The sequence below is a fragment of the Oceanobacter sp. 1_MG-2023 genome (assembly GCF_030689025.1).
Classification (GTDB): Bacteria; Pseudomonadota; Gammaproteobacteria; order Pseudomonadales; family Oceanobacteraceae; genus Oceanobacter.
The window spans coordinates 24,321-47,836 of the sequence record NZ_JAUYWA010000003.1; the positions used below are offsets into that span (position 1 = coordinate 24,321).

The 23,516-nt window shown below is 54.6% G+C and carries 28 protein-coding genes; 4 read left to right on the forward strand and 24 right to left on the reverse strand.

What is annotated here, in order from left to right:
- Nucleotides 1-155 precede the first annotated feature (155 nt).
- Both Q8W22_RS02795 and secB read left to right on the forward strand, forming a co-directional pair.
- Nucleotides 156-569, forward strand: a complete 414-nt coding sequence (locus Q8W22_RS02795; protein WP_305414145.1) for a rhodanese-like domain-containing protein — start codon at nucleotides 156-158, stop codon at nucleotides 567-569.
- 14 nt (nucleotides 570-583) lie between these two features.
- Complete coding sequence (gene secB / locus Q8W22_RS02800) at nucleotides 584-1,051, forward strand: protein-export chaperone SecB (protein WP_303432568.1); 468 nt, start codon at nucleotides 584-586, stop codon at nucleotides 1,049-1,051.
- Between the two features lie 99 nt (nucleotides 1,052-1,150).
- On the opposite strand, the gene trmL is transcribed toward secB, so the two are convergent.
- Entirely contained in the window at nucleotides 1,151-1,633 is a 483-nt protein-coding gene (gene trmL / locus Q8W22_RS02805; protein WP_303432567.1) for a tRNA (uridine(34)/cytosine(34)/5-carboxymethylaminomethyluridine(34)-2'-O)-methyltransferase TrmL, read from the reverse strand.
- A gap of 674 nt (nucleotides 1,634-2,307) precedes the next feature.
- On the opposite strand from trmL, the gene Q8W22_RS02810 reads away from it, so the two are divergent.
- The gene (locus Q8W22_RS02810; protein ID WP_303432566.1) at nucleotides 2,308-2,511 is read left to right on the forward strand and encodes a hypothetical protein; all 204 of its coding nucleotides are present in this window, start codon (nucleotides 2,308-2,310) and stop codon (nucleotides 2,509-2,511) included.
- A gap of 111 nt (nucleotides 2,512-2,622) precedes the next feature.
- Here the strand turns inward: Q8W22_RS02810 and Q8W22_RS02815 are convergent, their stop codons facing one another.
- The 3 genes from Q8W22_RS02815 to glnL all read right to left on the reverse strand — a co-directional run bounded on the left by Q8W22_RS02815 (nucleotide 2,623) and on the right by glnL (nucleotide 6,304).
- On the reverse strand, nucleotides 2,623-3,390 hold the full coding sequence (locus tag Q8W22_RS02815) for a 3-hydroxybutyrate dehydrogenase (protein WP_303432565.1): 768 nt from the start codon (nucleotides 3,388-3,390) through the stop codon (nucleotides 2,623-2,625).
- A 410-nt stretch (nucleotides 3,391-3,800) separates the two neighbouring features.
- Complete coding sequence (ntrC, locus tag Q8W22_RS02820; RefSeq protein WP_303432564.1) at nucleotides 3,801-5,225, reverse strand: nitrogen regulation protein NR(I); 1,425 nt, start codon at nucleotides 5,223-5,225, stop codon at nucleotides 3,801-3,803.
- Nucleotides 5,222-6,304 (reverse strand): nitrogen regulation protein NR(II), encoded by a 1,083-nt coding sequence (gene glnL / locus Q8W22_RS02825; protein WP_305414143.1) that lies wholly within the window; start codon nucleotides 6,302-6,304, stop codon nucleotides 5,222-5,224. Before glnL ends, ntrC begins: the two co-directional genes overlap by 4 nt.
- Before the next feature lie 422 nt (nucleotides 6,305-6,726).
- On the opposite strand from glnL, the gene Q8W22_RS02830 reads away from it, so the two are divergent.
- Nucleotides 6,727-7,467 carry a CvpA family protein gene (locus tag Q8W22_RS02830; RefSeq protein ID WP_303432561.1) on the forward strand — a complete coding sequence of 247 codons (741 nt, stop codon included), beginning with the start codon at nucleotides 6,727-6,729 and terminating at the stop codon, nucleotides 7,465-7,467.
- Nucleotides 7,468-7,497: 30 nt separating this feature from the next.
- Here the strand turns inward: Q8W22_RS02830 and trxC are convergent, their stop codons facing one another.
- The 20 genes from trxC to Q8W22_RS02930 all read right to left on the reverse strand — a co-directional run bounded on the left by trxC (nucleotide 7,498) and on the right by Q8W22_RS02930 (nucleotide 23,496).
- Nucleotides 7,498-7,926, reverse strand: a complete 429-nt coding sequence (gene trxC, locus Q8W22_RS02835) for a thioredoxin TrxC (protein ID WP_303432560.1) — start codon at nucleotides 7,924-7,926, stop codon at nucleotides 7,498-7,500.
- A 269-nt stretch (nucleotides 7,927-8,195) separates the two neighbouring features.
- Nucleotides 8,196-10,148, reverse strand: a complete 1,953-nt coding sequence (locus Q8W22_RS02840; protein ID WP_305451523.1) for an SGNH/GDSL hydrolase family protein — start codon at nucleotides 10,146-10,148, stop codon at nucleotides 8,196-8,198.
- A 141-nt stretch (nucleotides 10,149-10,289) separates the two neighbouring features.
- A complete protein-coding gene (locus tag Q8W22_RS02845; RefSeq protein WP_305451524.1) occupies nucleotides 10,290-10,922 on the reverse strand; it encodes a putative phage tail protein in 633 nt (210 codons plus the stop codon).
- On the reverse strand, nucleotides 10,915-11,502 hold the full coding sequence (locus tag Q8W22_RS02850; RefSeq protein ID WP_305451525.1) for a hypothetical protein: 588 nt from the start codon (nucleotides 11,500-11,502) through the stop codon (nucleotides 10,915-10,917). The genes Q8W22_RS02845 and Q8W22_RS02850 overlap by 8 nt, the downstream gene beginning before the upstream one ends.
- Before the next feature lie 137 nt (nucleotides 11,503-11,639).
- Nucleotides 11,640-12,689 (reverse strand): baseplate J/gp47 family protein, encoded by a 1,050-nt coding sequence (locus Q8W22_RS02855; RefSeq protein WP_305451526.1) that lies wholly within the window; start codon nucleotides 12,687-12,689, stop codon nucleotides 11,640-11,642.
- On the reverse strand, nucleotides 12,689-13,126 hold the full coding sequence (locus tag Q8W22_RS02860; protein WP_305451527.1) for a phage GP46 family protein: 438 nt from the start codon (nucleotides 13,124-13,126) through the stop codon (nucleotides 12,689-12,691). Before Q8W22_RS02860 ends, Q8W22_RS02855 begins: the two co-directional genes overlap by 1 nt.
- A complete protein-coding gene (locus Q8W22_RS02865) occupies nucleotides 13,123-13,791 on the reverse strand; it encodes a phage baseplate assembly protein (RefSeq protein WP_305451528.1) in 669 nt (222 codons plus the stop codon). The genes Q8W22_RS02860 and Q8W22_RS02865 overlap by 4 nt, the downstream gene beginning before the upstream one ends.
- Nucleotides 13,788-14,870, reverse strand: a complete 1,083-nt coding sequence (locus Q8W22_RS02870) for a phage baseplate assembly protein (protein ID WP_305451529.1) — start codon at nucleotides 14,868-14,870, stop codon at nucleotides 13,788-13,790. Before Q8W22_RS02870 ends, Q8W22_RS02865 begins: the two co-directional genes overlap by 4 nt.
- Nucleotides 14,867-16,084 (reverse strand): DNA circularization protein, encoded by a 1,218-nt coding sequence (locus Q8W22_RS02875; RefSeq protein WP_305451530.1) that lies wholly within the window; start codon nucleotides 16,082-16,084, stop codon nucleotides 14,867-14,869. The genes Q8W22_RS02870 and Q8W22_RS02875 overlap by 4 nt, the downstream gene beginning before the upstream one ends.
- Nucleotides 16,081-17,949, reverse strand: a complete 1,869-nt coding sequence (locus Q8W22_RS02880; protein ID WP_305451531.1) for a phage tail tape measure protein — start codon at nucleotides 17,947-17,949, stop codon at nucleotides 16,081-16,083. The genes Q8W22_RS02875 and Q8W22_RS02880 overlap by 4 nt, the downstream gene beginning before the upstream one ends.
- An 84-nt stretch (nucleotides 17,950-18,033) precedes the next feature.
- Entirely contained in the window at nucleotides 18,034-18,372 is a 339-nt protein-coding gene (locus Q8W22_RS02885; protein ID WP_305451532.1) for a hypothetical protein, read from the reverse strand.
- A gap of 9 nt (nucleotides 18,373-18,381) precedes the next feature.
- Nucleotides 18,382-18,735 (reverse strand): phage tail tube protein, encoded by a 354-nt coding sequence (locus tag Q8W22_RS02890; protein WP_305451533.1) that lies wholly within the window; start codon nucleotides 18,733-18,735, stop codon nucleotides 18,382-18,384.
- Between the two features lie 21 nt (nucleotides 18,736-18,756).
- Entirely contained in the window at nucleotides 18,757-20,217 is a 1,461-nt protein-coding gene (locus tag Q8W22_RS02895) for a phage tail sheath subtilisin-like domain-containing protein (protein WP_305451534.1), read from the reverse strand.
- Nucleotides 20,214-20,387, reverse strand: coding sequence for a DUF2635 domain-containing protein (locus tag Q8W22_RS02900; RefSeq protein ID WP_305451535.1), 174 nt, complete (start codon nucleotides 20,385-20,387; stop codon nucleotides 20,214-20,216). Before Q8W22_RS02900 ends, Q8W22_RS02895 begins: the two co-directional genes overlap by 4 nt.
- Nucleotides 20,384-20,929, reverse strand: coding sequence for a phage protein Gp37 (locus tag Q8W22_RS02905; protein ID WP_305451536.1), 546 nt, complete (start codon nucleotides 20,927-20,929; stop codon nucleotides 20,384-20,386). Before Q8W22_RS02905 ends, Q8W22_RS02900 begins: the two co-directional genes overlap by 4 nt.
- Nucleotides 20,926-21,402, reverse strand: a complete 477-nt coding sequence (locus tag Q8W22_RS02910; RefSeq protein WP_305451537.1) for a phage virion morphogenesis protein — start codon at nucleotides 21,400-21,402, stop codon at nucleotides 20,926-20,928. Before Q8W22_RS02910 ends, Q8W22_RS02905 begins: the two co-directional genes overlap by 4 nt.
- The gene (locus tag Q8W22_RS02915; RefSeq protein ID WP_305451538.1) at nucleotides 21,399-21,815 is read right to left on the reverse strand and encodes a gp436 family protein; all 417 of its coding nucleotides are present in this window, start codon (nucleotides 21,813-21,815) and stop codon (nucleotides 21,399-21,401) included. Before Q8W22_RS02915 ends, Q8W22_RS02910 begins: the two co-directional genes overlap by 4 nt.
- Nucleotides 21,816-21,821: 6 nt before the next feature.
- On the reverse strand, nucleotides 21,822-22,088 hold the full coding sequence (locus tag Q8W22_RS02920) for an HI1506-related protein (protein ID WP_305451539.1): 267 nt from the start codon (nucleotides 22,086-22,088) through the stop codon (nucleotides 21,822-21,824).
- A 62-nt stretch (nucleotides 22,089-22,150) separates the two neighbouring features.
- Nucleotides 22,151-23,047, reverse strand: coding sequence for a Mu-like prophage major head subunit gpT family protein (locus Q8W22_RS02925; RefSeq protein WP_305451540.1), 897 nt, complete (start codon nucleotides 23,045-23,047; stop codon nucleotides 22,151-22,153).
- Between the two features lie 47 nt (nucleotides 23,048-23,094).
- The gene (locus Q8W22_RS02930; RefSeq protein ID WP_305451541.1) at nucleotides 23,095-23,496 is read right to left on the reverse strand and encodes a hypothetical protein; all 402 of its coding nucleotides are present in this window, start codon (nucleotides 23,494-23,496) and stop codon (nucleotides 23,095-23,097) included.
- Nucleotides 23,497-23,516 lie beyond the last annotated feature (20 nt).

Genomic DNA, 23,516 nt, shown 5'->3' on the forward strand with positions numbered 1-23,516 from the left:
GATCACAGTGGGCAAAATGGTTCGATATAATCATTGGCACTTATGCTTCACTGGAGCAGATCAAACCGCCGCTCCCCGGAGTGCTGCAAGAGTGGGACAGTAGCGCGGTCAGAGGTTATACTCCGGGCCTGATTTTTCTGGCAATGACGAGAATTATGGAACAGGTGTTCGAATTTATCGGTAACCACTGGTGGCTGGTGGCTATCTGGGGCGCGTTTCTGGCGGCCCTGTTGTTTGATAACAAGCAACGTAGTGGCGCGTCGGTTTCTCCGGCTCAAGCGACTCAATTGATTAATCGTGAAGACGCTATTGTCGTCGATATCCGCGATAAAAAAGACTTCAGCAGCGGCCATCTGGCCAATGCTCGCAATATTCCGTTTTCCGAGCTGGCCAAGCGGATGAACGAGTTGAATGCTCATAAAGATCACCCGATTGTACTGATCTGTAAAACCGGTACAACAGTGTCCGTGGCTGCCAAAATGCTCAAGGAAAAAGGCTTCAACACCGTACGTCTTTCAGGCGGCATGATGGAGTGGAATGCACAGAATCTTCCGGTAGTACGCAAATAACCAAGGAACTATTTATGACTGAGAATGCACAACCACAATTCGCTCTGCAGCGCGTTTATGTCAAGGATGCTTCCATTGAAGTGCCTAATGCGCCGATGGTGTTTACCAAAGAGTGGAAGCCTGAAATCAAGCTGGATCTGAACACTGGCGCGCGTCGGGTTGATGAAAGCCATTTTGAAGTGTTTGTTAAAGTGACTGCAACGGCAAAACTGGCCGATGACGAAACCGCCTTTCTGGTTGAAGTCATGCAGTGTGGCCTGTTCCTTGCCGACAATATTCCGGAAGAACAGCTGAAGCCAATGATGGGTGCGATGTGCCCTAATATCCTGTTCCCATACCTGCGTGAGTCGGTTGACAGCCTGGTTGTAAAAGGCGGCTTCCCGGCACTGATGCTGGCACCGATCAACTTTGATGCCCTGTTCGCCCAGCGCATGCAGCAAGAAGCGGAAGAAGCAGTAGCAGCACCTGAAGCAACTCATTAAGTGCTGGCTCCCTGGTACTGATCAGGGAGAATGGAATGCGCTGTCTGACTGATAAAACGCCTGGCTTATGCCGGGCGTTTTTGTCTCAATAGCCTTCGTCTAGATACCATCCCCTGCCAATCTGGCACCTTCATATCCAACCTGCCGCCAGGCTTCAAACACCAGTACCGCAACAGTATTCGAGAGGTTAAGACTACGGCTGTCGGGAAGCATTGGCAGCCTTAGCCAGTGGTCTGCGGGAAACTGTTGTAACACCTCGGCGGGCAAGCCACGGGTTTCTGGTCCAAACATAAAATAGTCGTCTGGCTGAAATGTTGCGGAAGAATGCACCCGGCTGCCCTTGGTTGTTAACGGAAACAGTCGGCCAGGCTGAGCCTGTTGCAAGAATTGACCAAAATCAGGGTAGGTTTTGACCTGGGCATATTCGTGATAATCCAGCCCGGCACGGCGCAGTGCCTTTTCTTCCAGAGAGAATCCCAGCGGCTCGATCAGATGTAACTGGCAGCCGGTATTGGCGCACAGGCGGATGATATTACCGGTATTGGGTGGAATTTCCGGTTCAAATAAAACGATATGAAACATGCTGTTATCCGGAGAGCTGACGGTGAGCCAGTATAGTTTTTCAGGGGAATGACCACCAGATATGTTCAGAGCAGAAGGTTTGCGGCTGACATTTTTTCTTGGCTGAATCTTTTAACTGGTTTGTAAAAACAGAAACTGGCTCGATATGCCATGTGAATCAGCCGTAAAAATGGTTAATTATTGAACATTATCGTCAAAGTGTGTCTAAACTTTCAGAAGGAGCCAATTTGGCTTGGTAAAGAACCTGGTAAAAACAGACCAGTAATAGCGGGCAACAGACGCACACAACGCCCGTGTGAGCAGTGAGTCTTGATAATACAAATAAGAATCCAGGATAGCCTCACACTCACGCGTCTTATGCCCAAGCCTGTATGTCCGTCAGGATGTGTACAGCAGGGAACGGTTGGTAGTGGGATCGACAGCTGTAACGACTACCAGACGATTATCAGACATCAAACCACCTCAAGATGAATGGATGCCACGATGGTGAACAGGGCGAGATTTCCCTGTTGGGCTGGCTGTATGGCTGGTTCCGACAGGCCTGTGTGAAACGCGAGCTGATCATACTGATCCAGCCGCACATTGTGGATAGTGCCAGAGGAAAACAGTGATCGGGAAAACCCGTCACCGCTTTTTATTCTGTCGCCATCCGTATTTACCCGGAGGGTTACACCATGAATAACCAATGGTATGGAAAAGGAGCGGCGACAGCCGCTTTTGCCGGGACGCATCCCGTGCGCCACCATGTGCGCAGTCATATGCTGCACGATACTCCGGAAAGGGAACTTCCATTAAAAGACGTCGTGCTGGTACTGGGAGGGTCAGTGCTGGTTGTGGTCGGCATTACCTTCCTGACCAGCTGGCTGATTTACGGCTAGTCGTTTGAGGGTCTATAAAAAAACCAGCGTCTGACGCTGGTTTTTTTTGTCCATCCATCCATGCCTGACTGCCACCGGCCGTGATCTACCGCAGTCGATAATGACCCGGCGCTAGCGGGCGACCCAGCCGCCATCCAGTACCATGGTCTGACCGGTAATGTTTTTGGCGGCAGGACTGGCCAGAAACGCCACGGTGCCAGCAATTTCCGAGATATCGATAAATTGTTTTTTCGGCATGGGTTCCAGCATGATCTTGTTGATCACTTCTTCTTCAGAAATACCGTTTTCCTTGGCCTGGGCGGCAATCTGCTTTTCGACCAGCGGGGTTTTGACGTACGACGGACAAATGGTATTGACCGTGATGTCGGTATCACCGGTTTCCAGCGCCAGGGTTTTGGAAAAACCAATCAGGCCATGTTTGGCAGCGACATAAGCCGATTTGTATGGCGAAGCGACCAGGCTATGAATTGAGCCAATATTGATGATGCGGCCGAATCCTTGTTCACGCATGGCGGGTAGCAATGCGCGTGACAACATCGCCGGGCCGACCAGCATAACGTCAATCAGCAGCTTCCAGCGATCGGCAGGGAAGTCTTCCAGCCGGGATACAAACTGTAGGCCAGCGTTATTGATCACGACGTTAATGGGATCATTGGCAAACTGGCTGGCAAGGGCATCAATGGCAGTGACATCGGACATATCCGCCATTGCGGTACTCGCATCGATACCGGCGGCTTGCAACTGCAATACACCTTTGTCCAGCGCTTCCTGGCTAATGTCAGAAATCACGATTCGAGCGCCTTGCTTGCCCAGGTGTTCGGCAATTCCCAGGCCGATACCACTGGCACCGCCAGTAATCAGAATGTGCAGCTTGTTCATATGGGTCTAGCCTCCTGTCCTTTCGGTTTTGATTTTGACTATAGCAATCGCTCTGACCACAGAGTATCCGTCTTTGTTACGAGAAGGCGTGATTGTTTTAGCACAGGGGTGGCGCCGGGGCGGCCAATATCGCAGGAAATCGACGAGCGGTGGCCCGTTGGTTGTGCGAAGAGATCAGGTCAGCCCGGAAATCAAGCCAGGATAAACAATAGTGGTCAAGCCATGCCCTGGGCCGGGATGTATGGAGACGGGGTGTATGGAGACGGGGTGTATGGAGACGGGGTGTATGGAGACGGGGTGTATGGAGACGGGGTGTGTTTGGCATCACCCAGCCGACGATGGCGTCTGGCTGGGCAATACTGCAATCGCCTTATCCTATCGAGAAGACGATTGCATCGGGTGTGGCAGGCTTATTCTTCTGCTTCAGAATCGTCGCTGCCGGTTTCCATATCCAGTTCCTTGATCTTGCGGGTCAGGGTATTACGTCCCCATCCGAGCAGGTTGGCGGCATCCCGACGACGCCCGGCGGTATGCTTCAAGGCGGTTTCAATCATGATGCGTTCAAAGATGGGAACGGCCGTATCCAGCAAGTTGACCGCACCATGGGACAGCTGTTGATCGGCCCAGAATCGCAGGTTCTGTTCCCAGTTGCCGGAGGTTTGTGTGCTGCTTTGCTGTTCCAGCAGCTCGGGTGGCAGGTCATTGATCAGTACTTCACGGCCAGAGGCCATGACGGTAATCCAGCGACAGGTGTTTTCGAGCTGGCGGACGTTACCGGGCCAGTCCAGTGAGCTGAGGAAGTCCTCGGTTTCTGGTCGCAGGGTTTTGGATTCAACATCCAGCTCTTCGGCAGCTGACTGCAGAAAGTGGCTGAGTAGCTGCGGAATATCTTCACGACGATCGGCCAGGCGCGGGATATGAATCCGGATCACGTTCAGGCGATGAAACAAATCTTCCCGGAAGCGGCCTTCTTTCACCAGGGTTTCGAGGTTCTGGTGAGTGGCGGCGATAATACGGACGTTGACGTTGATCGGAGTGGTGCCACCGACCCGGTAAAATTCACCATCGGCCAGTACTCGTAACAATCGGGTCTGGGTTTCGGATGGCATATCACCGATTTCATCGAGAAACAGGGTACCGCCGTTGGCTTGTTCAAAACGGCCGCGACGCTGCCCGCCAGCTCCGGTAAAGGAGCCTTTTTCGTGGCCAAACAATTCCGATTCAATCAGGTCTCGTGGAATGGCCGCCATATTCAGGGCAATAAACGGTTCAATTGCCCGCGGGCTATGCTTGTGCAAGGCATGGGCAACCAGTTCTTTACCAGTACCGGATTCGCCATTGATCAGTACTGTGATGTGGGAGTGGGACAGGCGCCCGATAGCACGGAACACTTCCTGCATCGCCGGTGCTTCACCGATGATCTCATGTTCGTTGATTTCTTTTTCCGGTGCCGTGGTATTGGCGGACATTTCTTCAAAGTGGGCGATGGCCCGCTCAATCAGGCTGACTGCCTCATCGACATCAAAGGGTTTGGGCAAGTATTCGAACGCCCCGCGGCGGTACGAAGAGACTGCGCTCTCGAGATCGGAGTGGGCCGTCATAATAATGACGGGCAAGTCCGGGCTGGCTTCGTGTACTTGTTCCAGCATCATCAGGCCGTCCATACCCGGCATCCGGATGTCGGTGATGATGGCGTCCGGTTGTTCCCGCTTCAGCTGATTAAGGGCAGGCTCCGCCTGTTCGAATACCCGAGTCTGGATATTGGCTTGATCAAGTGCTTTCTCCAGCACCCAGCGAATGGATTTGTCGTCGTCGATGATCCAGACAGTACTCATAGCGATTCCAATGGTAAAAAGATGGAGAACACAGTGCGGTGAGGCACACTGGTAAATTCGATAATGCCGTTAATTTGATTGATGATGGATTGGGAGATCGATAACCCCAGTCCGGAGCCTTCGGCACGGCCACTGACCATGGGGTAAAACAGGTTGTCCTTGATCGAATCCGGTATGCCCGGACCGTTGTCGATGATTTCTATCTGGGCAACCAGTCGGTGACTGTGATGGCTGATGGTGAATTGACGGACACTGCGGGTACGAATGGTCAGGCTTGGGCGTTCTTGCTGATCCGGATTTTCCAGCATGGCTTGCATGGCGTTACGGCCAATATTCAGCAAGGCCTGGATCAGTTGACCCTTGTCGGCTTCAATTTCCGGGATCGACGGGTCGTAATCCCGGTGAATAACCACCTGGCCACGACTTTCGACATCCACCAACTGACAGATACGTTCCAGCACTTCGTGGATATTGACCGGTTCCTGTTTGGGAATATTGCGTGGCCCGAGCAGGCGGTCGACCAGATCGCGCAGGCGGTCGGCTTCTTCAATAATAATGTGGGTGTATTCTTTCAGTTCGGCGGAGGGTAATTCGCGTTCAAGCAGCTGAGCGGCACCGCGGATGCCACCAAGAGGGTTCTTGACCTCATGGGCCAGTCCGCGAACCAGGGAGCGGGTGGTTTCTTGTTTGGCAATCAGTTGCTCTTCCCGACTGATACGCATCAGGCGATCACGGCCCTGCAATTCAACCAGTAGCGTTGGCGTACGGGTCTCCGGGTGCGTTACAGGGCTGACGCTGTAGTCGAGAGTCAGGGTTTGCTGGTTTTGTAAATGAATCTGGGCTTCCCGCTTGGTGTAGGAATGGCCGGTAATAACGGCATCCCGCATGGCGTCGATATCGCGTTGATCTTCAACGGCCAGGTCGAAAAAGTGAGCTCCCACGCCGCGTGTACCGCTGACTTCCAGCAGGGCTTCGGCGGAAGGGTTCATATGAATAATAATCAGGTCGGCATCCAGCAGCAGTACACCGGTATTCAGGTGTTCCATGATTCGTTGGTTGAGCAGGGGGCTGGCGCGCATTGTCAGATTCTCCGTATTCACACCTAATTTGCAAAAAATAAGCCAGTTATCATTGGGTGCACAACAATAGCGCCATGATCGCATTAAGTTGTGGCGTGGCGAGTTAATTGATGATAACTCAAGACTTATTTTGTTCTGTTATGGTGCGTTTTAAGTATGGTTGTTATTTTTTGGTGCATTTTGAGTATTTTGCGGAAATATTTACTCGAGAATAATTGATATTGGTACCCGTGTACCGGTGATCGGTGTGTTTGTTGGGTGGTACTGAGGGGAAATTGGGCAAGTCGTAATATTTGGTCTGTAACTTGCGTTCAACGAGGCTCTCATGTCCCGGCCTGACGCATCTTTGACCCTTGGTCAGTGCCGTTGTTCGGATGAAATAATAGCAAAAACAAGGATGATCGCACGGTGGCACGCAGCTTATGATATTTGATGTCGTTATTTTACTGGCGCTTCTGACGCTGATTGTATTGGGGTATCGATACGGTACCTCAAAGGAAATGCTGGATCTGGCCAAGGTGTTTTTGCCTATATCCATCGCCAGTGCCTATAGCGATCATTTTGGGTTGTATCTGACTCAGATCGGAATTTTAAGGGCTAACGATTGGGCCGTATTAACATTGACCGGGTTTCTGGTTCTGTTTCTGGCGATGTGGTTTGTTATTCGCTTGGTGGAGCGTGTGGCAATCCGCTATGACATACATGGACGCTGGATCAAGGAGAATCGTTTTACCAGCTTCACCAACCGGATTTTTTGTGCGATTGCCAATGGTCTGCAGGCACTGTTGTTATTGACGTTTTTCAGTTTTCTCAGCACCCAGGTGAGCTTTGTGCCCAAGCACTACAAGAGCTATCTGATGGCAAACTCGATTTCCTATCCGGCCATTGACCGTATTTGCCGCCATATGGTGAACGGCCAGTTTGTGGATGCATTGATTAATGATCCAACCGGCACGACCAAGATCGAACTGATCCTGAAAACGGTCACAGACAAGACCATGCTGACTGATATTTCGGAAGAAATTCAGCGCTCGACCATTGTTCGGGCGCGGGATGCACTGAATAAAACACTGCAGGAATTTGAACGGAAGCCCGACGCGTCGCCAACCGTGATTGAAGAAACCATCATGACCAGCACCGAACCGTCCAACGGCTTGCATTAGCCGTCGACGGGGGGCGGTTGGCTGTGGCCGTTATTTCTGCAGCGCGGCAGCGATCCACTGGCGTAGCTGGGGTGCTGGCAAGGCGCCGGCGAGACGATCGACTTCTTTGCCGTGGCGGAACAGGATCAGCGTTGGAATGCTGCGAATGCCCAATTGTTGACTCACCATGGGCGCCTGTTCGGTATTGACCTTGGCGAAGCGCAGCTGATGTTGCTGTTCTGCGCACAACTCCTTGAAAACAGGCCCCATCATCTTGCACGGTCCGCACCATTCCGCCCAGAAATCGACCAGTACCGGTAAATCATTTTTGGCCAGAAAGCGTTGATAGCTGCTGTCGCTCAAATCCGTCGGGGTGCCATTAAACAGGGGGGCTTTACATTTGCCACACTGGCCCTGGCTGTTGTGTTTGTCATCGGGGATACGGTTGATGGCACCGCAGGATGGGCAGGTATAGTGCATGGTATCTCTCCAGATAATAACGTGTTGATTATAGCTATAGGGGACATCGATTTAATCCTGCACGGCTCTGCGCGAGTGTTGCCGTTGTTCAGGGCAAGGCGACGAATGCAGCGAAATGACGAGTCCTTTTCAAATTCGTCAACACCGCACTGGACGGCGGCAACCCGCGCCCTTCGGGGGCTGCCGGATGATCTCGACTCGGTGTCGCCGACGTTTGTGTAGCACGCCGCTTGTTTTTAGACGTTCGGCGCTTTGTTTTTAGACACTATTTAACGCGGTGGAATTTGATTAAGCCAGCGCGCCATAGCGCTGCCAATGCGGTTACCGAACTCAGAATTGGGATGCAAATTGTCTGGCATGTGATCTGTCAAATTTAGCTCATTAACCCCCATGATTTCCAGCGTCGGAAAATATGGACAGCCCCACATCATTGCAGCGTCTTGCATTGCTTTGTGACAGTCGACGACTGTCATACCACTAACATTGGCCTCGCCATACTCTGGCCCTGTATCGTACGCGCCAGAGTGCATAGGCCCCCAAAACGCCACTGCCGTGTCAGGGTTGCAGGCATGCACGTTTTCAACGATAGCGCGAACGGCTCCGTACATTGTGTTGTCCGTTGCTGCGTCGCCCCAAGCACCTGATGCCGTGTTGCCGTGGTGCCAGTTATTAATCCCTGTACCACATAAAACCAGATCTACATCAGCCAGAGTTTCTGCTGTCAATCTGTCCGCCATCGTTTGCAGCAATTGGCCGACGATACCGTCGACACCGTTCTGAACCAGACCGGTGTCTTGCATCAGTTTGCGCAGAAATGTACCGCCGAATGTGATGCTGTCACCAATGATGTAGGCGTTTTTACCTAACCACGGTAACGCCAGTTTGTTCATGTCTTTGTCGATTTTAGCAGAGATGTCAATCGCTAAACCGGCACCCGATCCGGTGAATTCTGCGTACTCGGTGTCGCCGCTGACCGAGTACGAACCGCCTGATGCACGCTTTATTAGTGTCGCACCGCCTGTCGGTGTAAAAACGCCCAGATGAACATTAAACGGTATGGCAGTGGCAGGGAAATCAACACCAGCGACAAACGTGTTGAGGCCGACGCTACTTGCAACAACAGGTAGCGCAGCGATGACTTTATACGTGTCTGGGTGCGCGATTTTTTCTGCGATGAGCAGCTGTAGTTCGCCCACAGCAGATGCATTGACAGTAACTGATCGCACGACACCATCGCCTGTAGTGCCTTGAGCGTTTATCGTCGTTGTGTTTGACGACGTAACGTATGATGTTGTCGCAGCGCTCATCGTGTAATCGTGCGCAGGCTGCGTCAGTCTGGTCTGGGCCTCCAGCGCCAGCGCTGTTTTATCCTGTTCCACTCGCTCACGTCGTTCGGCATCCACCGATCGATCAACAATGGCACAGGATAATTGCGGAGTGTGAGCCGTCGCCGTAAACGTCGCCTCTGTATCATCGCCGGGGTCACCAGTGATTTTGTAATGCACACCACCCGCGACCAGAGCGCAATACGCGCCGCCAGCGTCGGAACGAATGCCAACATACAAACCGGTGGCCAGCATGAACGGGTCAAAATCACGACCGGCGATGAACTCACACACACCGGTCCGAGTCGCAGTTAGCGGCACGGAATATTGACGCGAATAAACCGTTGATGAATTCTTAGCGAAAAACTCCAAATTAAAATCGCCGCTGCCGACACTGTGAATATAAACAGAAAATAATGTCAGCACGCCCGCAGTTGTCGTCGACGTAGAAACGACCGTGTTGCCGGAACCGGTTCCGAAACCACCGCTTTCCAGCTCGTCAGGGCCAATCTCCGTTCTCAGGTCTCCAACCGCCATCACTGCCGTTTTTTGATCTTGCAGCGCAATGCTGTAGCTGTAGTCCAATGTCGATTTAACCAGCGCCCCATCATCCCAAATCCACAACCCGTTGTTGTCAGTATCTGGATCATTCAACACCTCAACAGATGACGTTGTTACTCCTGCCGCTGTAGCTAGTGCCAGAGTCGTGTATGTGTCACGCCCGGCAATCCACCCACGCAGCTCCTCAACTTTTGCATCCATCGCAGCTTGTGCCGAATCCATGTCAACCATGGCAACACCGTTGCCATTGACAACCAGCGCACGATCGCCCGATTGATAATCTCGCAGGGGAGCTGAGCTGGAGTCCGTCAGTTCAAAATATTCTTGATCAGCCATTATTGACCTCCGAATGAAACCGTGCGGCCGTTAAACGCCAGGCGTTTACCAGAAACCAGTAGGATGGATGTGATGAAAATTGGCTTTGTGTACTGCACTGGCTCGTCAGAGCCGAATGAAATCTGGATAAGAGCTGACATATTAACCATCCACAGGATTTGTTGAGTTGAACGTAACGGCGACGGGTTCGCCTGCGTAGTTGATGAGCGTGCCATTAACCGCCAAATAATTGGTTTCTGAGCGGTTGCTGATCAGCACTTTGTGAGCATGGATCATGCGCCACAGCACGCGCTCCAGGCGTGTGATAGATACGCTGCTGGCGTTGATGGTATGGACGTTAACCTGCACAACAAACGCCCAGTCTGTGCCATAAAAATACCCGCCGAAATTGCCGCCGAAGGTCGTTTCGGAATACTCGGTAATCGTGATCTCAAATCCCAAAGCAGCGGCCATCGCCGCGAGAAACTCACGACTCTGACTGCCGTACTGTTGGTACTTTTGTATTACGGCGTCGCGGCGGTCTGCGAGCGTTGTGGCGGCGATTGTACTGTCGTCTGGCAGGCCGTATTCCGCTTCCCATTCGTCAATCAGCTCTGAGACTTGAGACGGCAGTGACTCAGCGGCTATCGCGTCTGAGCGGGCGTCGATACGTGCGAACTCGTCCGCGATACCACCCATGAGCTGGCCTAACGTGCTGTCTAATTCACGAGACCATGCGGCCCCAGAGGGTAGCAGTGCGAGCAGCTGTTGCTGGTAATCGGATACGTCAGACATCGTGATCAATCAGAACGAATGAGAAACCAACCCCACCGTCGTTATTACCAATATCTGCGATATGGACATCGACAGAATTTGACGATCGGGTGTACTCGATGGCCATGGTGTTGTTTGGTGCATTGATTGGGCTGACCACAACCGCATAATTGCTGTGGCCCAGGCTGTGCGTCAGAACAAAATCGCCGTTCGAGCTTTCCGTTGCGCTCCACGTCGCATCACCAGCCGAACTGGGCACGACACTAAAACCGCCACCGTCCGCGACCTCCCCGGAATACCAGCCCAACGTCGCCAAAAAATCTTTCCCGGTGGCAGGGTTGTCCAGCTTTGTGTCTAGCGCGCTTTGCAGTCCGCTGACATCGGCGATTGCATGACCATGGCCGTTATCGCTTTTTAGATCCAGCGCATTCTGCGTCGCTTGTGCCAGGGTATCAATTGAGTCATCGACATAGACCCCATTGTTTGTGCCAATCGCACTGGCAATGACGTTGTTGATAGCGGTAATCAGCTGGGTCACAGACTGATCTGACGGCGTCAGACCACCGGCTGTAATCACACCAATTAGCTCGTCAAACACCATATTCTGATACGTGGCGCTGTTTTTTGATGGCGGCACAACAGGCGATGCAGTCACGTCACCATCGCTGAATTTTCCATCGGCCAAGCGGGCTTCTGTATCGGACGTCGGGTAATCCATAAAGCTCTATTTAAACCCTGTTAATTCGGCCATGTAACCGTGCCCAGGACGATCAGCTCGTCGCTGTTGCACGTAACATCAGCAGTCAGGTTGATGGTGTGATCGGTCTCGCCAGTCGCGAGCGAGATAGCCTCACGAATCCGGCTCAGTTTAATTGCGCCACCGGGTTCGGCATCACGTCGGACCATGTCATCCAGTTCAGCCTCAACGGCCGCACGCACAGCGGTGGTGTCTGGCACCAGTTCCGTTACTGTAATATCCATCGCCGCCGCGGTAATTGAACCCAGATTAAAACCGCGCATACCCGCTGGCCGCTGGGTGTCGATGTAGTCAGTTACAGCGTCGACGTGGGCCTGGGTTGGAATTGGGCTATCCAGATCGTCGGTGGTAAACCGCACAACAACGGTGCCAGGGCCAAGTTCGTTGCTGTAACACCAGGCGCGGGTAACGTCTGAGTGAGCGGCTTTGGCCCAAGCGATATAGTCGGTGGCGTTGCCACCCTGGGGTGGATTCTGACGGCGCTCTGCCAGCCGCTCACTCAGTCGAGTGATGGTCTCTATGTCGGAGCCACCGGATAACTCAACAACCGTCGCCACAGTGTCCAGACCGGCGACGGTTTCGGTCAGGCTCAGTTCTGCACCAGCGTCCTGGTTGCCGTCTGCTCCGGTCTCAACCGCACGGATCTGCGCAGTCAGTGTGCCGCCAGATACGGTGGCGTCAGCCGTGACGCGATAGACCAGTTCGTCTTTGGTCAGCAGTGACTCAGCAGGCAACACAGTGCCGTTGTTGCCGGGGATCGTGACGGTGCCGGATGCACGGCTGGCAGCAATGCGATAAATGCCCACTTCAGCGGCACGCTTCACCAGGTTGGTATCGGTGCAGGTGTCATCAAAAAGCTGCGCTTCGAGATGGTCAATTTTGCGGTGCAAGCCGTGCGCGGTACCGGCCATAGCCTGGCTGATTGGGTAGTAAATATCACCGCGCTTTGATGCTGCTTTGCCTGTCCAGCGCTCGATGTCGGCCGTGATCCGACTGCGGATAGTGCCCAGGACCTCTTTGATGTACGCCATCAGCTTTGCCCCTGTTCGAGTGTCATATTCAGTGTTTCGCCATCCAGCAGTGTGATGTCGATTTGATAGGCGAGTCGATCCGGTGGCTGACGCTCCACGGTCACAGCAAGCTCAGACACATGACTGTCTTCAACCAGCCAGTCCAGAGCTGTTTGCGCTTCGTCTTGAACCTGGTTGGCCACGTCGTTTGTCAGTTTGCTGCGACGATGCAGCCAGAGCTTGCTGCCCAGGCTGTCGTCATCCAGCTCAATATCACCCCAGTAGCCGCGTCGTTCGGTTATCTCTGGCTCTTCGTCTTCAGTAGCGCGGCCATCGGTAAAAAGACTCATGATGACGGCGGAACGCAGCCAGGTTTCCAGCGTGTCGTCGGCTTCGATCAGCTCGGCTTGCTGGGTGTCAGCGTTCCAGGACAGGGCCAGCACAGTTGTTACAGTCATTGAGCACCTCCGGTAACCGACGAATTACCATCGTCGGTGTAGCTGTGGACGTGGCTGCTGTAATCGACACCGCCCACACTGGCAGCGGCGGCGGTCATGGCACCTGCAAACGTTGCACCTGGTGCAGTGATTTGGCCTCCAGCAGTTACGGTTTCAGTAATGCTCAAGGTGGTTTGCAACGTGGCCGCAGAGGCTACGTTTAGTGTGCTGCTGAGCGTGGTTGCTCCTGTCACGTTCAGAGTGCCGGTGATCTCGGTGGCTGGACTATTCAGAACAACCTTGGTGCTGCTCTTTACTTCAGCCGTCCCATCTTTTTTCAGCCAGAAATAATCGCCGGACTGGTTATAAAGAGCGGCTTCGCCTTCTTCTATTACGAGTCGGTACCGGCGATCCCCAACCAGTAAACCAACCGAGTGCGAGCCATTGCCACCGAACGCGAGCACGATGGCCTCAGCGCCCTGGGGCGGGTGGCTGGTAAAGCCGAACGGCTCCAGATGCTCGACATCAGACAGCGCCTGACCACCCGGCACCTGCACTTGCAACAGTCGGATCTTGCCTTGGTACTTGGTCAGCAACACTTGCGAGCGCTGCAGCAGCACACGCAGACGGCGGCTCAGTGGCGCGGTGAATGCCTGCAGAGTGCGGATCAGTTGATCTCGTGTCATCCATCATCTCCAGACAGAATATAGCCTCGACCAGCAGCGGCAGGATCTGCTGCTAACAGGTCGAATGCCTCCGGCGGCATCACAGTGATCTCCGTCGTGCGGCCTGAGCGACTATCCATCATCACCCGAGTCTCTGTGATCAGCCGCTGTGTATTGTCGAACTGGTTGCGAGCGTCGGTGATCGAGACCATCTCATTCGGCGTCCAGAGCGAGCCAGTACCAGACTGCCGCCAGCCCTGAACGGTGTAGATCACCTGGCGGCTACGACCGTAGCCGATGCGACGGCGGTGTTGCGCTTGAGCTTCACAGGCGGCAACATCGGCCGGGGAATCAGAAAACAGCACCATTGGCCGATATCGAACAGCATCACCGGTCTCGGTCGCGCCCGATTGAGAGGTTGCACTAGTGTCGCTGGAAAGATACGCGGGCTGCTGACCAGTCACACTGATCGTGCTGTACAAACTGCGATGCGATCGACTTCCTTTAGCGGCCAAAATATTTTTACCCAACTCCAATGCAACGGCTGCTTGTGTCGTGCCAGCGCGTGTGATCACTAAGTTTCCACCGGCATCTGACATCAGCATCACGCCTCGCACGCGGGCCAACTCTTCGAGAAATTCCCAGATCGGTTGACCGGCATCCAGTGCCAGATCCGTACTGGCAAAGGCCTTATTGGCTGGTGCGGTAGCGGTATTGTCAACCACCACCCCAATGCCGAAATCTGCGCACAATTTGCGGGTAATACTGGCCAGTGTTTGGCCCGGCTTGACTTGCTGGCCAGCAGTTGAGCAGTCCACCAGATCACCCAATTTGCTGCGCCCACGTACCTTTACGCTGTGGGTTTTTGCGTCGTAAACCACATCAATGTCGTCGATATAGCCTGTAGTGATAAGGTCATCATCGACATAAACCTCAACAGCCATGCCGTCTTCAACAGCAAAGATACCGGCTTCGGCATCCAGATCCGGCGCGGCTTCAACCTCGAACTGATGCGGCCCCTGTTCGATGCCACGGCTGACCGCAACGCGCTTCCAGCCGCGATATAGCTTGCCATCGATGTTCAGAATCAGTTCATTCACAGCAGCACCTCCAGCACTTCACCAGCCGGTACAAAATTCGGGTTTTCAATGTTGTTACGGTCGGTCAACTCATCAACGCGGCTCGCGTCACCGTACTGCATATGAGCGACAACCAGGGCTGGCAGAGAGGTTTCCAGCGTGATGGACTGAGCACTCAACAAGCCGGGTTCCAGTGCGGTGATATGGCGTTGCAGTGCGGTTGCCAGGTTGCTGATGGCGTCGTACTGCTCGGTGGTCAGATCGTCGGCGTCGAGCTGCTCATCCAGTTGATCAAGTAACGCATCCCGGATATCTCGGGCCTGCTCCAGTGAGTCGAATTCAGAGGCGTCAGAGTCCGCAATACGCACGACCAGAGCAATGGTGGCAACGGCTGAAAAGCTGCGGCTGATGGCATCCTGGTTGTCGGCCATGCGAGCACGAGTCTCTGTGGCCGTACCGTTAGCGGCAGTGCGTGAAACCGGGCGAGCAATACCGAATGCGGTTAGCAAATTGTTGTAGGCATTAAAGGCGTTTGAAATGCGGTTAAATCCGCCTATAACAGACGTCACGACTGCCCCGACGTTGCTGATCAGAGTCAGTGGCTGCAATACCAAGTCGGTCACCTCAGACGTCAGACTGCCGATATCGTTTGCAATGTCTTCGATTTGATTGAGTTCAGCCGCGATGGAACCGTTGATCGCATTGAGCGAATCAAATGCGGATTCCAAAAACGAGGTGCTGGACTCCACCACAAACGCAGGCTGCCCAGCACAATCAAACGTGTCTGAAAATGCAGTTTCCGTTTGTGCCTGGGCCGCTGTTGCAGCCGCTACCAGCGCCGATCCTGTGGATACCGTGGCCGGTGCCTGGCGTTTGCCAGCAGTGACATAGCGAATCGTAAACTGACAGAACCCACCACGCCGACTGCTGATTGTCCACTCATAGTCCTGTACCTGGATGAGTTGCGAGCCGCGATAGGGATGCGTCAGCTTGCCAGGGCCTTGCTGATCCAGCGCTTTAATCAGTTGATCACGCGCCAGATCGTAATCTGTGCCCACCAGGTAAACGGTCAGACGTTGAGAACCAGCAGACTTACCCAGGTCTTCAGAGTAGTGCTGCTCTTGCAGTGGGAACTCATGCACCGCGACATTGCGGCCGCCGTTGCCTTGAGCGGAGTCGGTCAGAAATTCAACGCCCCGGAATGAGCCGACTTGCAATCGGTCGCGCCATGTCATGGCATCACCATCGAGATGCCGGAAACGTCAACGTCCATACCCAATCCGTCAACACGAGTGACACGCGTACGATCATCCGAGACTTCGACCCTCAGCCGCGCTTCTGCTCGTTGCTCAGATCGGCTGCGAGAGCGCGGTGTATTGTCGGCACGCTCGCTCAGAATAGCCGCCTGTGCGGTATCATTGCCTACCGCCGCCAGCACGTTGGCCACCGCACGACCGATGGAGTCTCCCACCTCCGTGCCATCAATCAAATAATCATTGATCAACGTGCCAACTCCATAACCCGCAGCACCCGCTGCGGCACCCCAGCCCAACATGCTGAGCATACCGGTGGCCGGAGTGCCTGCGGGCAAACCGGGTGGTGTCCCCATGGCAGGACGTGGCAACCCCGGTGCACCAGACCGGCCAACGCGCGGCCCGGATCGTGGAGCACCCGCACCGCCGGGCAAGCCACCTCGACCGCCGACACTGCCAATAGGGCTGATGCCATTGGGCATATTCACCACATAAACCGGTGTAACACCAACAGTGGCCTCCAGCGCTGCACCAACGGCCACGCCACCCGCCAGATTACCCGCATTGCCCAGTAAATTTTTCATCGCCGGGCCGCCGTATTTATAGGCCGCAACACCACCTGCTAATAATGCAACACCACCACCCAGAATATCATCACCATCCAGCGCCAAACCGCCGGCTTTTTTATCATCCAGCAGGAATTTGGTTATCTCCACAAATCCGGTATTAATCGCTGACATAAAACCGTCGACACTTTCGCGCAAAACCCCGCTCAGTCGCTGGCCCTGGATAACCGCATTATTCATTGCCCGATCCAGTTCGCGGGCAATCGTGCCGTTTGCCGCTAATATTCTGCTGGTTTTCTCTCTCGCCTCATCTATTTTTCCAGATTGCAATAACGCCTGAATACCGCGTTGGGTATCCAGATCGGCATAACCAAAAGCGTCGGCTACCAGAGCATCACGCTGCCGATCCGTTTTTTGTAACTGATATTCTTTTGATATGTCGTCAATAACGTCAAATGAATCTCGACGAGCACCCGCTGCATCGTAAAACTGGATGCCCAAATTATCTTCGACTGCCTGCTGATATTTTGCGTTTGTAAATATCCGTAACGTCGAATCAACGAGCGTGGCCAGTCGTTCGGGTTGCCGTTCGATGAGTGACAATTGCTCAATAAATCCCAGCGACTGATCAAAGTCCATTCCTGCGCGTTTTGCATTGCCGCCCACACGGGCAAAGATACTGGCCAGATTTTCCAACTCGGCATTACCCGTTCGGCCCGCCATGGTCATCTTGTCCAGCACACTGGTAGCCACTTCAACATCGGCGAGATCAAAATCAAACACTTCGGAGCTGACAGATAGAGCACCCGCCAAAACGGCAGGGGCGGCACCGGTGACGGTACTCGCAGGCGCAATGGCCTCGGTGGCTCCTCGTGCCTCATTCCACCCCAATCCGCTGGCGAGCAACGACCCAGAGGACGCCTGACTGTCAGCGACGACAATGCCGGTGTTTTTTTGCAGCTCAAACAGCTCACTGCGCAGGCCACGGATCTGATCCGATGATGCCCCGGCACTCAGCCCAATCTCTGTCAGCGACTTATCCAGCCGCGCAGACTCACGCGCCGCAGACACCAACGCGAAACCACCCGCCAGCCCGATCAGCTCGCTACGCAGCTGACCAAACCCTTGCCCCGTCAGCGACTGGAAATCGCGACGTAGGCCACGGATCTGGCTACTACTGCGAGTAGTAAACTGATCTACCTGACGCGCAGACGAGCGCAGGCCCGCAGTAAACTGCGAGTTGCGTAGGCTCAGTACAATGCTAGTCGTCAGGTCGGCCACGGGTCAGTAACTCCACATAGTAGGCAAATTCTGCGGGCGGGAGAGCGCGGATTTCTGTCCGGCTCCAATGGAACTTGAGGGCAATTAGCGCGACAGCGTCTCGGTGTTTTCGCTGTCGCTCGGTTCGTTTGGGTCATCAGTCACCGAATTGAGTGTTGCCTGTGCCGCCCGCAAGATTTGCCAGTCTCGCGGACTGAGCGCGCGAATTTGCGCCAGACTGAACGGCCCAGGGCATTCGCCCACCCGCACCAGCTGACGAGCCATTAACGCGCCGTTAAACGTCAGTTGATTCTCAACCCCTTCAGCCTCAATCTCGGCATCGAACAGCTCGCCCGTGGTCATAATTGGCCGCATTTCAAAGTCGAATTGTGGGTTCTGCTTGAACAGCAGACCGTCTTTTAATGTACCTGTCTGGTTTGCCATCATGGCTCCTTAAATAGATTCAGCAGGCGAGCCTTGCAGCTCGACTGAGATTTCACCGTTTTGCAGCTCGCTGGGCTGCACAGTAAAGGCACCGGTCATGATCCATGCCTGGCCGTTGTCGTCTTGCACGTTGACGTTGATGCCCGCAAGATCTCGCACGCCCTCCAGATACCCTGGCAGGTTTGGCAACTTGAACGAAACCTTGCTGGGCAGGGTTTCTTCGTCGTAATGCACCGCGCCAGTGTCCGTTGTGACAGGATTGCGCTTGGTGCCACCGGGCTGAAATGACCCGCTGTTGTTGATGCTGTCTACCCGCCCCAGATCCGGCAGATCAATGATGACTTTTTTCGCTACCTTGGCCATATCGGCTCCTTACCTGATCGATTACTTAACGATAAATTGGGTTTTACCAGCGAACACGCGGGCCTGGTTGACCAGGTTCGGAGTGTCGCGCCAGTTGACGCGGTTCGGGTCCTCGCTGTCGCGCTCAACGATCAACTGCTCAGCGTAGGTGTCGTAATCTTCAACCCAGCCAGCGGTTTCCATGTCCTTATAAAGAGCCAGCAGTTCGCCTTTAATAATCTTGGGTGTGACGATGGCTTGGCCTGCGCCGTAGCTGGTGCCGTCGTCGGCCAGTTTGTGGCGCGGGTATTTCTGCGCAATCATCGCCCGTTGCTCGTAGCGGAATCGCTCCAGAGTTTCCGGGGTGCAGATGTCCAGGTAACTGGCATCGGCCAGCCCCGCAGAGTTGAACTGGTAGGTCGTGATCTGACGCTCGATCTGCACTGTTCCATCCCGCGCCACGGTAAATGTGCTGATGCCGTCGTACAGCAGCAAGTTGCGTTCTTGTCGAGTCAGCAGCTCTTCACGGCGTGGGGCTTTAACACCCGGCAATTCCAGCGTTTGCAGCGGGCGGGCCGGATCGTTGCTGAGTGACTTGGCAGCCACGGCCATGTTGATCGCAGCGGCTATATAAGTCGGCGTCGGGCTGGTGCCTGTGCCCAGCACAGACAGATGCGGATTGTTGCGGCTACTGCCCCAAGTGCCCATAGTCGCCAGTGTGCCCGCCAGCGCACCAAAGGCGCGGCAGCCAATCTGGCGCATGGGGCCAAAACGGGAATCAAGTTCGGTTTCCAGAGCCTGAACATTGGCGGTGTCGTTGTATGGGTTACACAGCCAGTTAAACCATTCGTCGCCCATGGCATCCAGTGCCGGGCCAATGTCCGGGTTGCCGCTGCCGCCCGACAGACTGGTGTAGGTAATGGCCAGACCATCAGGCTCGCGCTCCTCATAATATGAGGAACGAACATCCAGACCATTCATGTACTCACCCTTGTGTCGGGCTGTGAGCGTCACTGTGCTGGTACTGACGCTGGCCGTGACGGGCAGATCGGCATTACTGTTGATCGCAGCAGAAATACTGGATGCAATCGTGTCGGTGTCGTCACCGTCGGCAATACCCACCGCCACCCGCACACCACCTATATAGATGTATAACGTGCCCGCTTCTGTCGCAGCGGTTGTCACAGCAATCGATCCCGTTGCCGCGTTACCTGCTGCCAGATCATCCAGTGCGATGGCCCAGAGTTCCGTCTCAGTATTGGCATCCAGTACAGCGGCGATCATATTGGCGATCATACCTCCCTGGCCAAACAGGGTTTTTCCCCGGCTCGGATCAGTCACACGAATGGGCACACCTTCTGGCTGAATACCGGTACTCAGGCGCTGACCGATCACGACCATTTTATGCAATACGTTGGCACTACCGGCAAGCTCGTTGTTGAACTCAATATGCGCGCCGGGCGTGCGCAGGCTGGATGGGATATCGTCAAATGAGATGCTCATTTACTGGCTCCTGTTTTGGATTTGGATTTAACCAGCACCAGATCACCGTCTTTAATGCGACGGCGGTAGTACGAGTTATCTTGTACTTGCTGGCCCCCCGTAGCGATAACGGCACCGGTTTCAGTGCGCACCTGTTTACCAGGTGCGGGTTTTACGTTGAGTCGGCTCATGAGGTTGCTCCTGGCAATGTTTGTTGTGTGGTAATTGCTGCGCCATCGGTCGTAGTAGAGTCACCAGCGGCGCTTAAAAAGTCGTTCAGACTGTCCCAGTCCAGCCCGCTATCGAGCTGGAATTCCTGTGTCCAGGTCACCGCCCACATGGATACGCCCTGAGCACTGGTACTGGTGCTGAACAGGTTTTGACTGGTCACGCGCTCTGGCTCGGAGCGGGTTTCGTCCAGCCCCCATGCCTGCGCCGCTAAAATCACGTTAACGGCTTGCACCAGGTTCAGCGCCTGGCTGTTACGATCAGATCGGGGCGCGTCTTTGGTGACGACAAAGGCACCCCAGCGCAGCGGCGCGAACGTGCTGCCTTCGTTGATGGGCTGACCAACCCCTAAGCAAGCGATATACACAGCCGGGCAACGACCCGCGACCCGCTTCAGTTCGTTGGCGTCGAAGCGGCCTTCATGGACTTCGCAGGTTTTCAGCTTGGGCAGCTTGTCTTTAATCGTGGCCACCATGGCGGCTTGAATATCGGCCAGTGTTGTCATCGAGACAGCTCCTGTATCTGGTCACGTAAAAAGTCTTCGATCAAACCATCGATGTCGTGCTCATTTTCAACACTCAGGCCAAGATACGCCCGCGCCGAAATAGCGGCCGGGCCGGGTGCCATATCCGGGGTGCCTCCCAACTGATGTATCGCGGCGTAAATCAGGTTGCTACCAACGGCTACTTCGTCGCTATCAACGATGTACTGGATGGAGTCATCCAGGTGGCCTTCGCCCATCAGCAGGCTATTACCACCGTGCCGGGTGGCGCGGTAGTTGTCGCTCCACGCTTGCCAGGGCGTACCATCCGGCGCAGTTTTCTCGTTACGAATGCGGTTTTTGGCGTGGCCCTCAACCAGACCGCCAACGCCTTCGAGCAGATCGGCATGATCCCGATCGTTGAGTTTTGCCAGACCAATCAAACGGGCGCTCAGGCGCTGTAGCTCAACAGTGGAAAACTCCAGATCCAGGCTCACAACAATCGCCCCCGTTTAAATTTGCGTGCATGGCCAGCAATAAACACCGCGCCGTTACTGCTGACCGGGGGTTGTTCAAGGCCCAGTGAAGCCGCCCCGGTAGCCAAACGTTTGAGCAAACTGACGGCATCGTCATAGCGTTGGCGGCGTTCGTCAGTCGCCATATCGGCATCGGCTGCCAGTCGATACACCGCGATATCGACGCACAACCGGGTCAGTACGGCGGGCACCTGCGGCAGCGGCAGCTGATACTTGGCGGCTAAATAGGTGTCGATCTCTGCTGTGGCATCCTGCAATGCCTGCTCAACCACATCCGTATCCGGGCTGTCGTCCTGGTCCCGATCCGTCAACAGCAGCAGCTGATCTTGCGAGTAGCGGGCGCTGATGTCGGACTGTGTGGCGTAGACCGTCATAGCGGTTTACTCACCGGCCCCGGACTGGATCGCGGCTTTTGCGTCGTCATCCAGCTCGGTGACTTCATGCACGATCAGCATGGGTTCGGCTTTCAGAGCCTTGATCTGGTCTTCTGCCAGGTCTGTCAGTGGCACCAGCGTCGGTGTTTGGGTAAAGCTCAGACCAGCACGGCGGAATGACTTAACGGTCTTGGTGGTGCTGATCATCAGCGCCTGAACATCAGTGGCTTTGACCGGTGTTTTGGCGGGTGTTTTAGCTGTGGCAGTGGCCATAGGATTCTCCAGTTAGATAGATGCTTGAGGATCACCCGGCGGATGCCGGGCAGTCAGTCAGATCAGTTGCCTTTCGCAGCCAACTGCCAGAAACCGTAGCCCGCTGCACCGCGTGCTTCACAACCGAACAGGTACTCGCCCAGGCTAAATACGTGGTCGCTGGTGATATCCGTCAGAGACATCATCATCGGCTTTTCACGCTGCTGGAAAATGAACGGCTTGACCGGCTTGGTGGTGTCCAACAAGTACCAGGCGGAATCGGAGCTGATACGTGCATCAACCACCACTTCAGCCGTGCCCTTGTAGGGGTTGGGCTTGCCATCTTCCAGGCGGTCATTGGTCATGAGTGAGCGTGCATCGTCTTCCAGGCCAGGGCCAACCAGCAACACATTAGGAGTAATGTTCAGTGGTCGGCCTTCTTCGTCCTTGTACAGCTTCATCTCTGTTCGGACAGCGCCATAACTCGCCTTTGCAGCCGCCAGCGTGCTGATATCCAGCGGCAGGGTGAACTTGTTAGAGACCGATGCCGTACCCACTTCGTGATCAGTGTCAAAAAAATACTGGCCGTCGTGGCAAACCTGGCTGGTGCCCTGATTAACCGCGTCGATCACTAGCTCATCCGGCCACTGCTTCGCGGAATAGCCAGCGCCCTGGGCCTGGGGGCCGATAAAACCGATGTTGTCATCAGCAATCTGATGCTTATGCACACCGATCGTGGCCTCGTACGGATCGTTGACCAACGTGTACTTATGCGCGGCCAGCGATTTGATGTGCTTGTCACCAATCCAGCGGCGCATCTTCGGGAAATTGCTCAACCACGCGTAGTCGTTCTGGCTGGTGGTGGATGGCATCAGCATGGCAATTTTGGGCCATACCGTTGGGGTTGCATCAAACGCCTTGTTAAACGTCGTTTTGATGTTGGTAAAAATGGTGCCGAGAGTTTGCTTGTTAACCAGCATGTGAATGCTCCTTTAAATCGGGTTAAACGCGGTTTGATGCAGGCCGATTACTCGACCCACACGCCGTCGGATTCAATCGCGACGACAATACCCGCCGCCGATCGGGTGGTGGTGCCATTGGTTTTGGCCACAGTTTCGTCATCGACGATGTAACATGCCTGCCCCAAGCTGGCCTGGGTGACAGCATCTGTGGCGGAGTTCTTCCACTTGAATGCCTTGCCGCGCCGAATCACGACAGAGACATCACCCGCGCTGCCGCTGCTGTTATCAACGTGTTCTTCAAAGCGGCCGAGATAAGTCAGCGTGGTCGCCGTTTCACCGGGGGTGGCGTAACCGGTAGCCGTGGCGGCGGCCAGACCACCGGCAAAACATTCAACCCCTGCGGCAACCGGTACAGAGATGATTTCGGCGTCTTGCATGGGGGTGTTGCGATCTTTAGTCAGTGCCATGTCGGGTTTCCTCAGTAGCA

Excerpts from the sequence above, each read along its gene's own strand:
- Q8W22_RS02860 (WP_305451527.1), bottom strand. The coding sequence starts at position 13,126 with ATGACTGTAACAACTGTGCTGGCCCTGTCCTGGAACGCTGACACCCAG.
- Q8W22_RS02920 (WP_305451539.1), bottom strand. The coding sequence starts at position 22,088 with ATGGCCACTGCCACAGCTAAAACACCCGCCAAAACACCGGTCAAAGCC.
- Q8W22_RS02845 (WP_305451524.1), bottom strand. The coding sequence starts at position 10,922 with ATGTCTGACGTATCCGATTACCAGCAACAGCTGCTCGCACTGCTACCC.
- Q8W22_RS02830 (WP_303432561.1), top strand. The coding sequence starts at position 6,727 with ATGATATTTGATGTCGTTATTTTACTGGCGCTTCTGACGCTGATTGTA.
- Q8W22_RS02930 (WP_305451541.1), bottom strand. The coding sequence starts at position 23,496 with ATGGCACTGACTAAAGATCGCAACACCCCCATGCAAGACGCCGAAATC.
- Q8W22_RS02840 (WP_305451523.1), bottom strand. The coding sequence starts at position 10,148 with ATGGCTGATCAAGAATATTTTGAACTGACGGACTCCAGCTCAGCTCCC.
- Q8W22_RS02900 (WP_305451535.1), bottom strand. The coding sequence starts at position 20,387 with ATGAGCCGACTCAACGTAAAACCCGCACCTGGTAAACAGGTGCGCACT.
- trmL (WP_303432567.1), bottom strand. The coding sequence starts at position 1,633 with ATGTTTCATATCGTTTTATTTGAACCGGAAATTCCACCCAATACCGGT.
- ntrC (WP_303432564.1), bottom strand. The coding sequence starts at position 5,225 with ATGAGTACTGTCTGGATCATCGACGACGACAAATCCATTCGCTGGGTG.
- Q8W22_RS02915 (WP_305451538.1), bottom strand. The coding sequence starts at position 21,815 with ATGACGGTCTACGCCACACAGTCCGACATCAGCGCCCGCTACTCGCAA.
- Q8W22_RS02810 (WP_303432566.1), top strand. The coding sequence starts at position 2,308 with ATGAATAACCAATGGTATGGAAAAGGAGCGGCGACAGCCGCTTTTGCC.
- Q8W22_RS02895 (WP_305451534.1), bottom strand. The coding sequence starts at position 20,217 with ATGAGCATCTCATTTGACGATATCCCATCCAGCCTGCGCACGCCCGGC.
- Q8W22_RS02925 (WP_305451540.1), bottom strand. The coding sequence starts at position 23,047 with ATGCTGGTTAACAAGCAAACTCTCGGCACCATTTTTACCAACATCAAA.
- Q8W22_RS02865 (WP_305451528.1), bottom strand. The coding sequence starts at position 13,791 with ATGACACGAGATCAACTGATCCGCACTCTGCAGGCATTCACCGCGCCA.
- Q8W22_RS02795 (WP_305414145.1), top strand. The coding sequence starts at position 156 with ATGGAACAGGTGTTCGAATTTATCGGTAACCACTGGTGGCTGGTGGCT.
- glnL (WP_305414143.1), bottom strand. The coding sequence starts at position 6,304 with ATGCGCGCCAGCCCCCTGCTCAACCAACGAATCATGGAACACCTGAAT.
- Q8W22_RS02905 (WP_305451536.1), bottom strand. The coding sequence starts at position 20,929 with ATGACAACACTGGCCGATATTCAAGCCGCCATGGTGGCCACGATTAAA.
- trxC (WP_303432560.1), bottom strand. The coding sequence starts at position 7,926 with ATGCACTATACCTGCCCATCCTGCGGTGCCATCAACCGTATCCCCGAT.
- Q8W22_RS02850 (WP_305451525.1), bottom strand. The coding sequence starts at position 11,502 with ATGGTGTTTGACGAGCTAATTGGTGTGATTACAGCCGGTGGTCTGACG.
- Q8W22_RS02885 (WP_305451532.1), bottom strand. The coding sequence starts at position 18,372 with ATGGCAAACCAGACAGGTACATTAAAAGACGGTCTGCTGTTCAAGCAG.
- Q8W22_RS02815 (WP_303432565.1), bottom strand. The coding sequence starts at position 3,390 with ATGAACAAGCTGCACATTCTGATTACTGGCGGTGCCAGTGGTATCGGC.
- Q8W22_RS02855 (WP_305451526.1), bottom strand. The coding sequence starts at position 12,689 with ATGGCGTACATCAAAGAGGTCCTGGGCACTATCCGCAGTCGGATCACG.
- Q8W22_RS02875 (WP_305451530.1), bottom strand. The coding sequence starts at position 16,084 with ATGACATGGCGCGACCGATTGCAAGTCGGCTCATTCCGGGGCGTTGAA.
- secB (WP_303432568.1), top strand. The coding sequence starts at position 584 with ATGACTGAGAATGCACAACCACAATTCGCTCTGCAGCGCGTTTATGTC.
- Q8W22_RS02890 (WP_305451533.1), bottom strand. The coding sequence starts at position 18,735 with ATGGCCAAGGTAGCGAAAAAAGTCATCATTGATCTGCCGGATCTGGGG.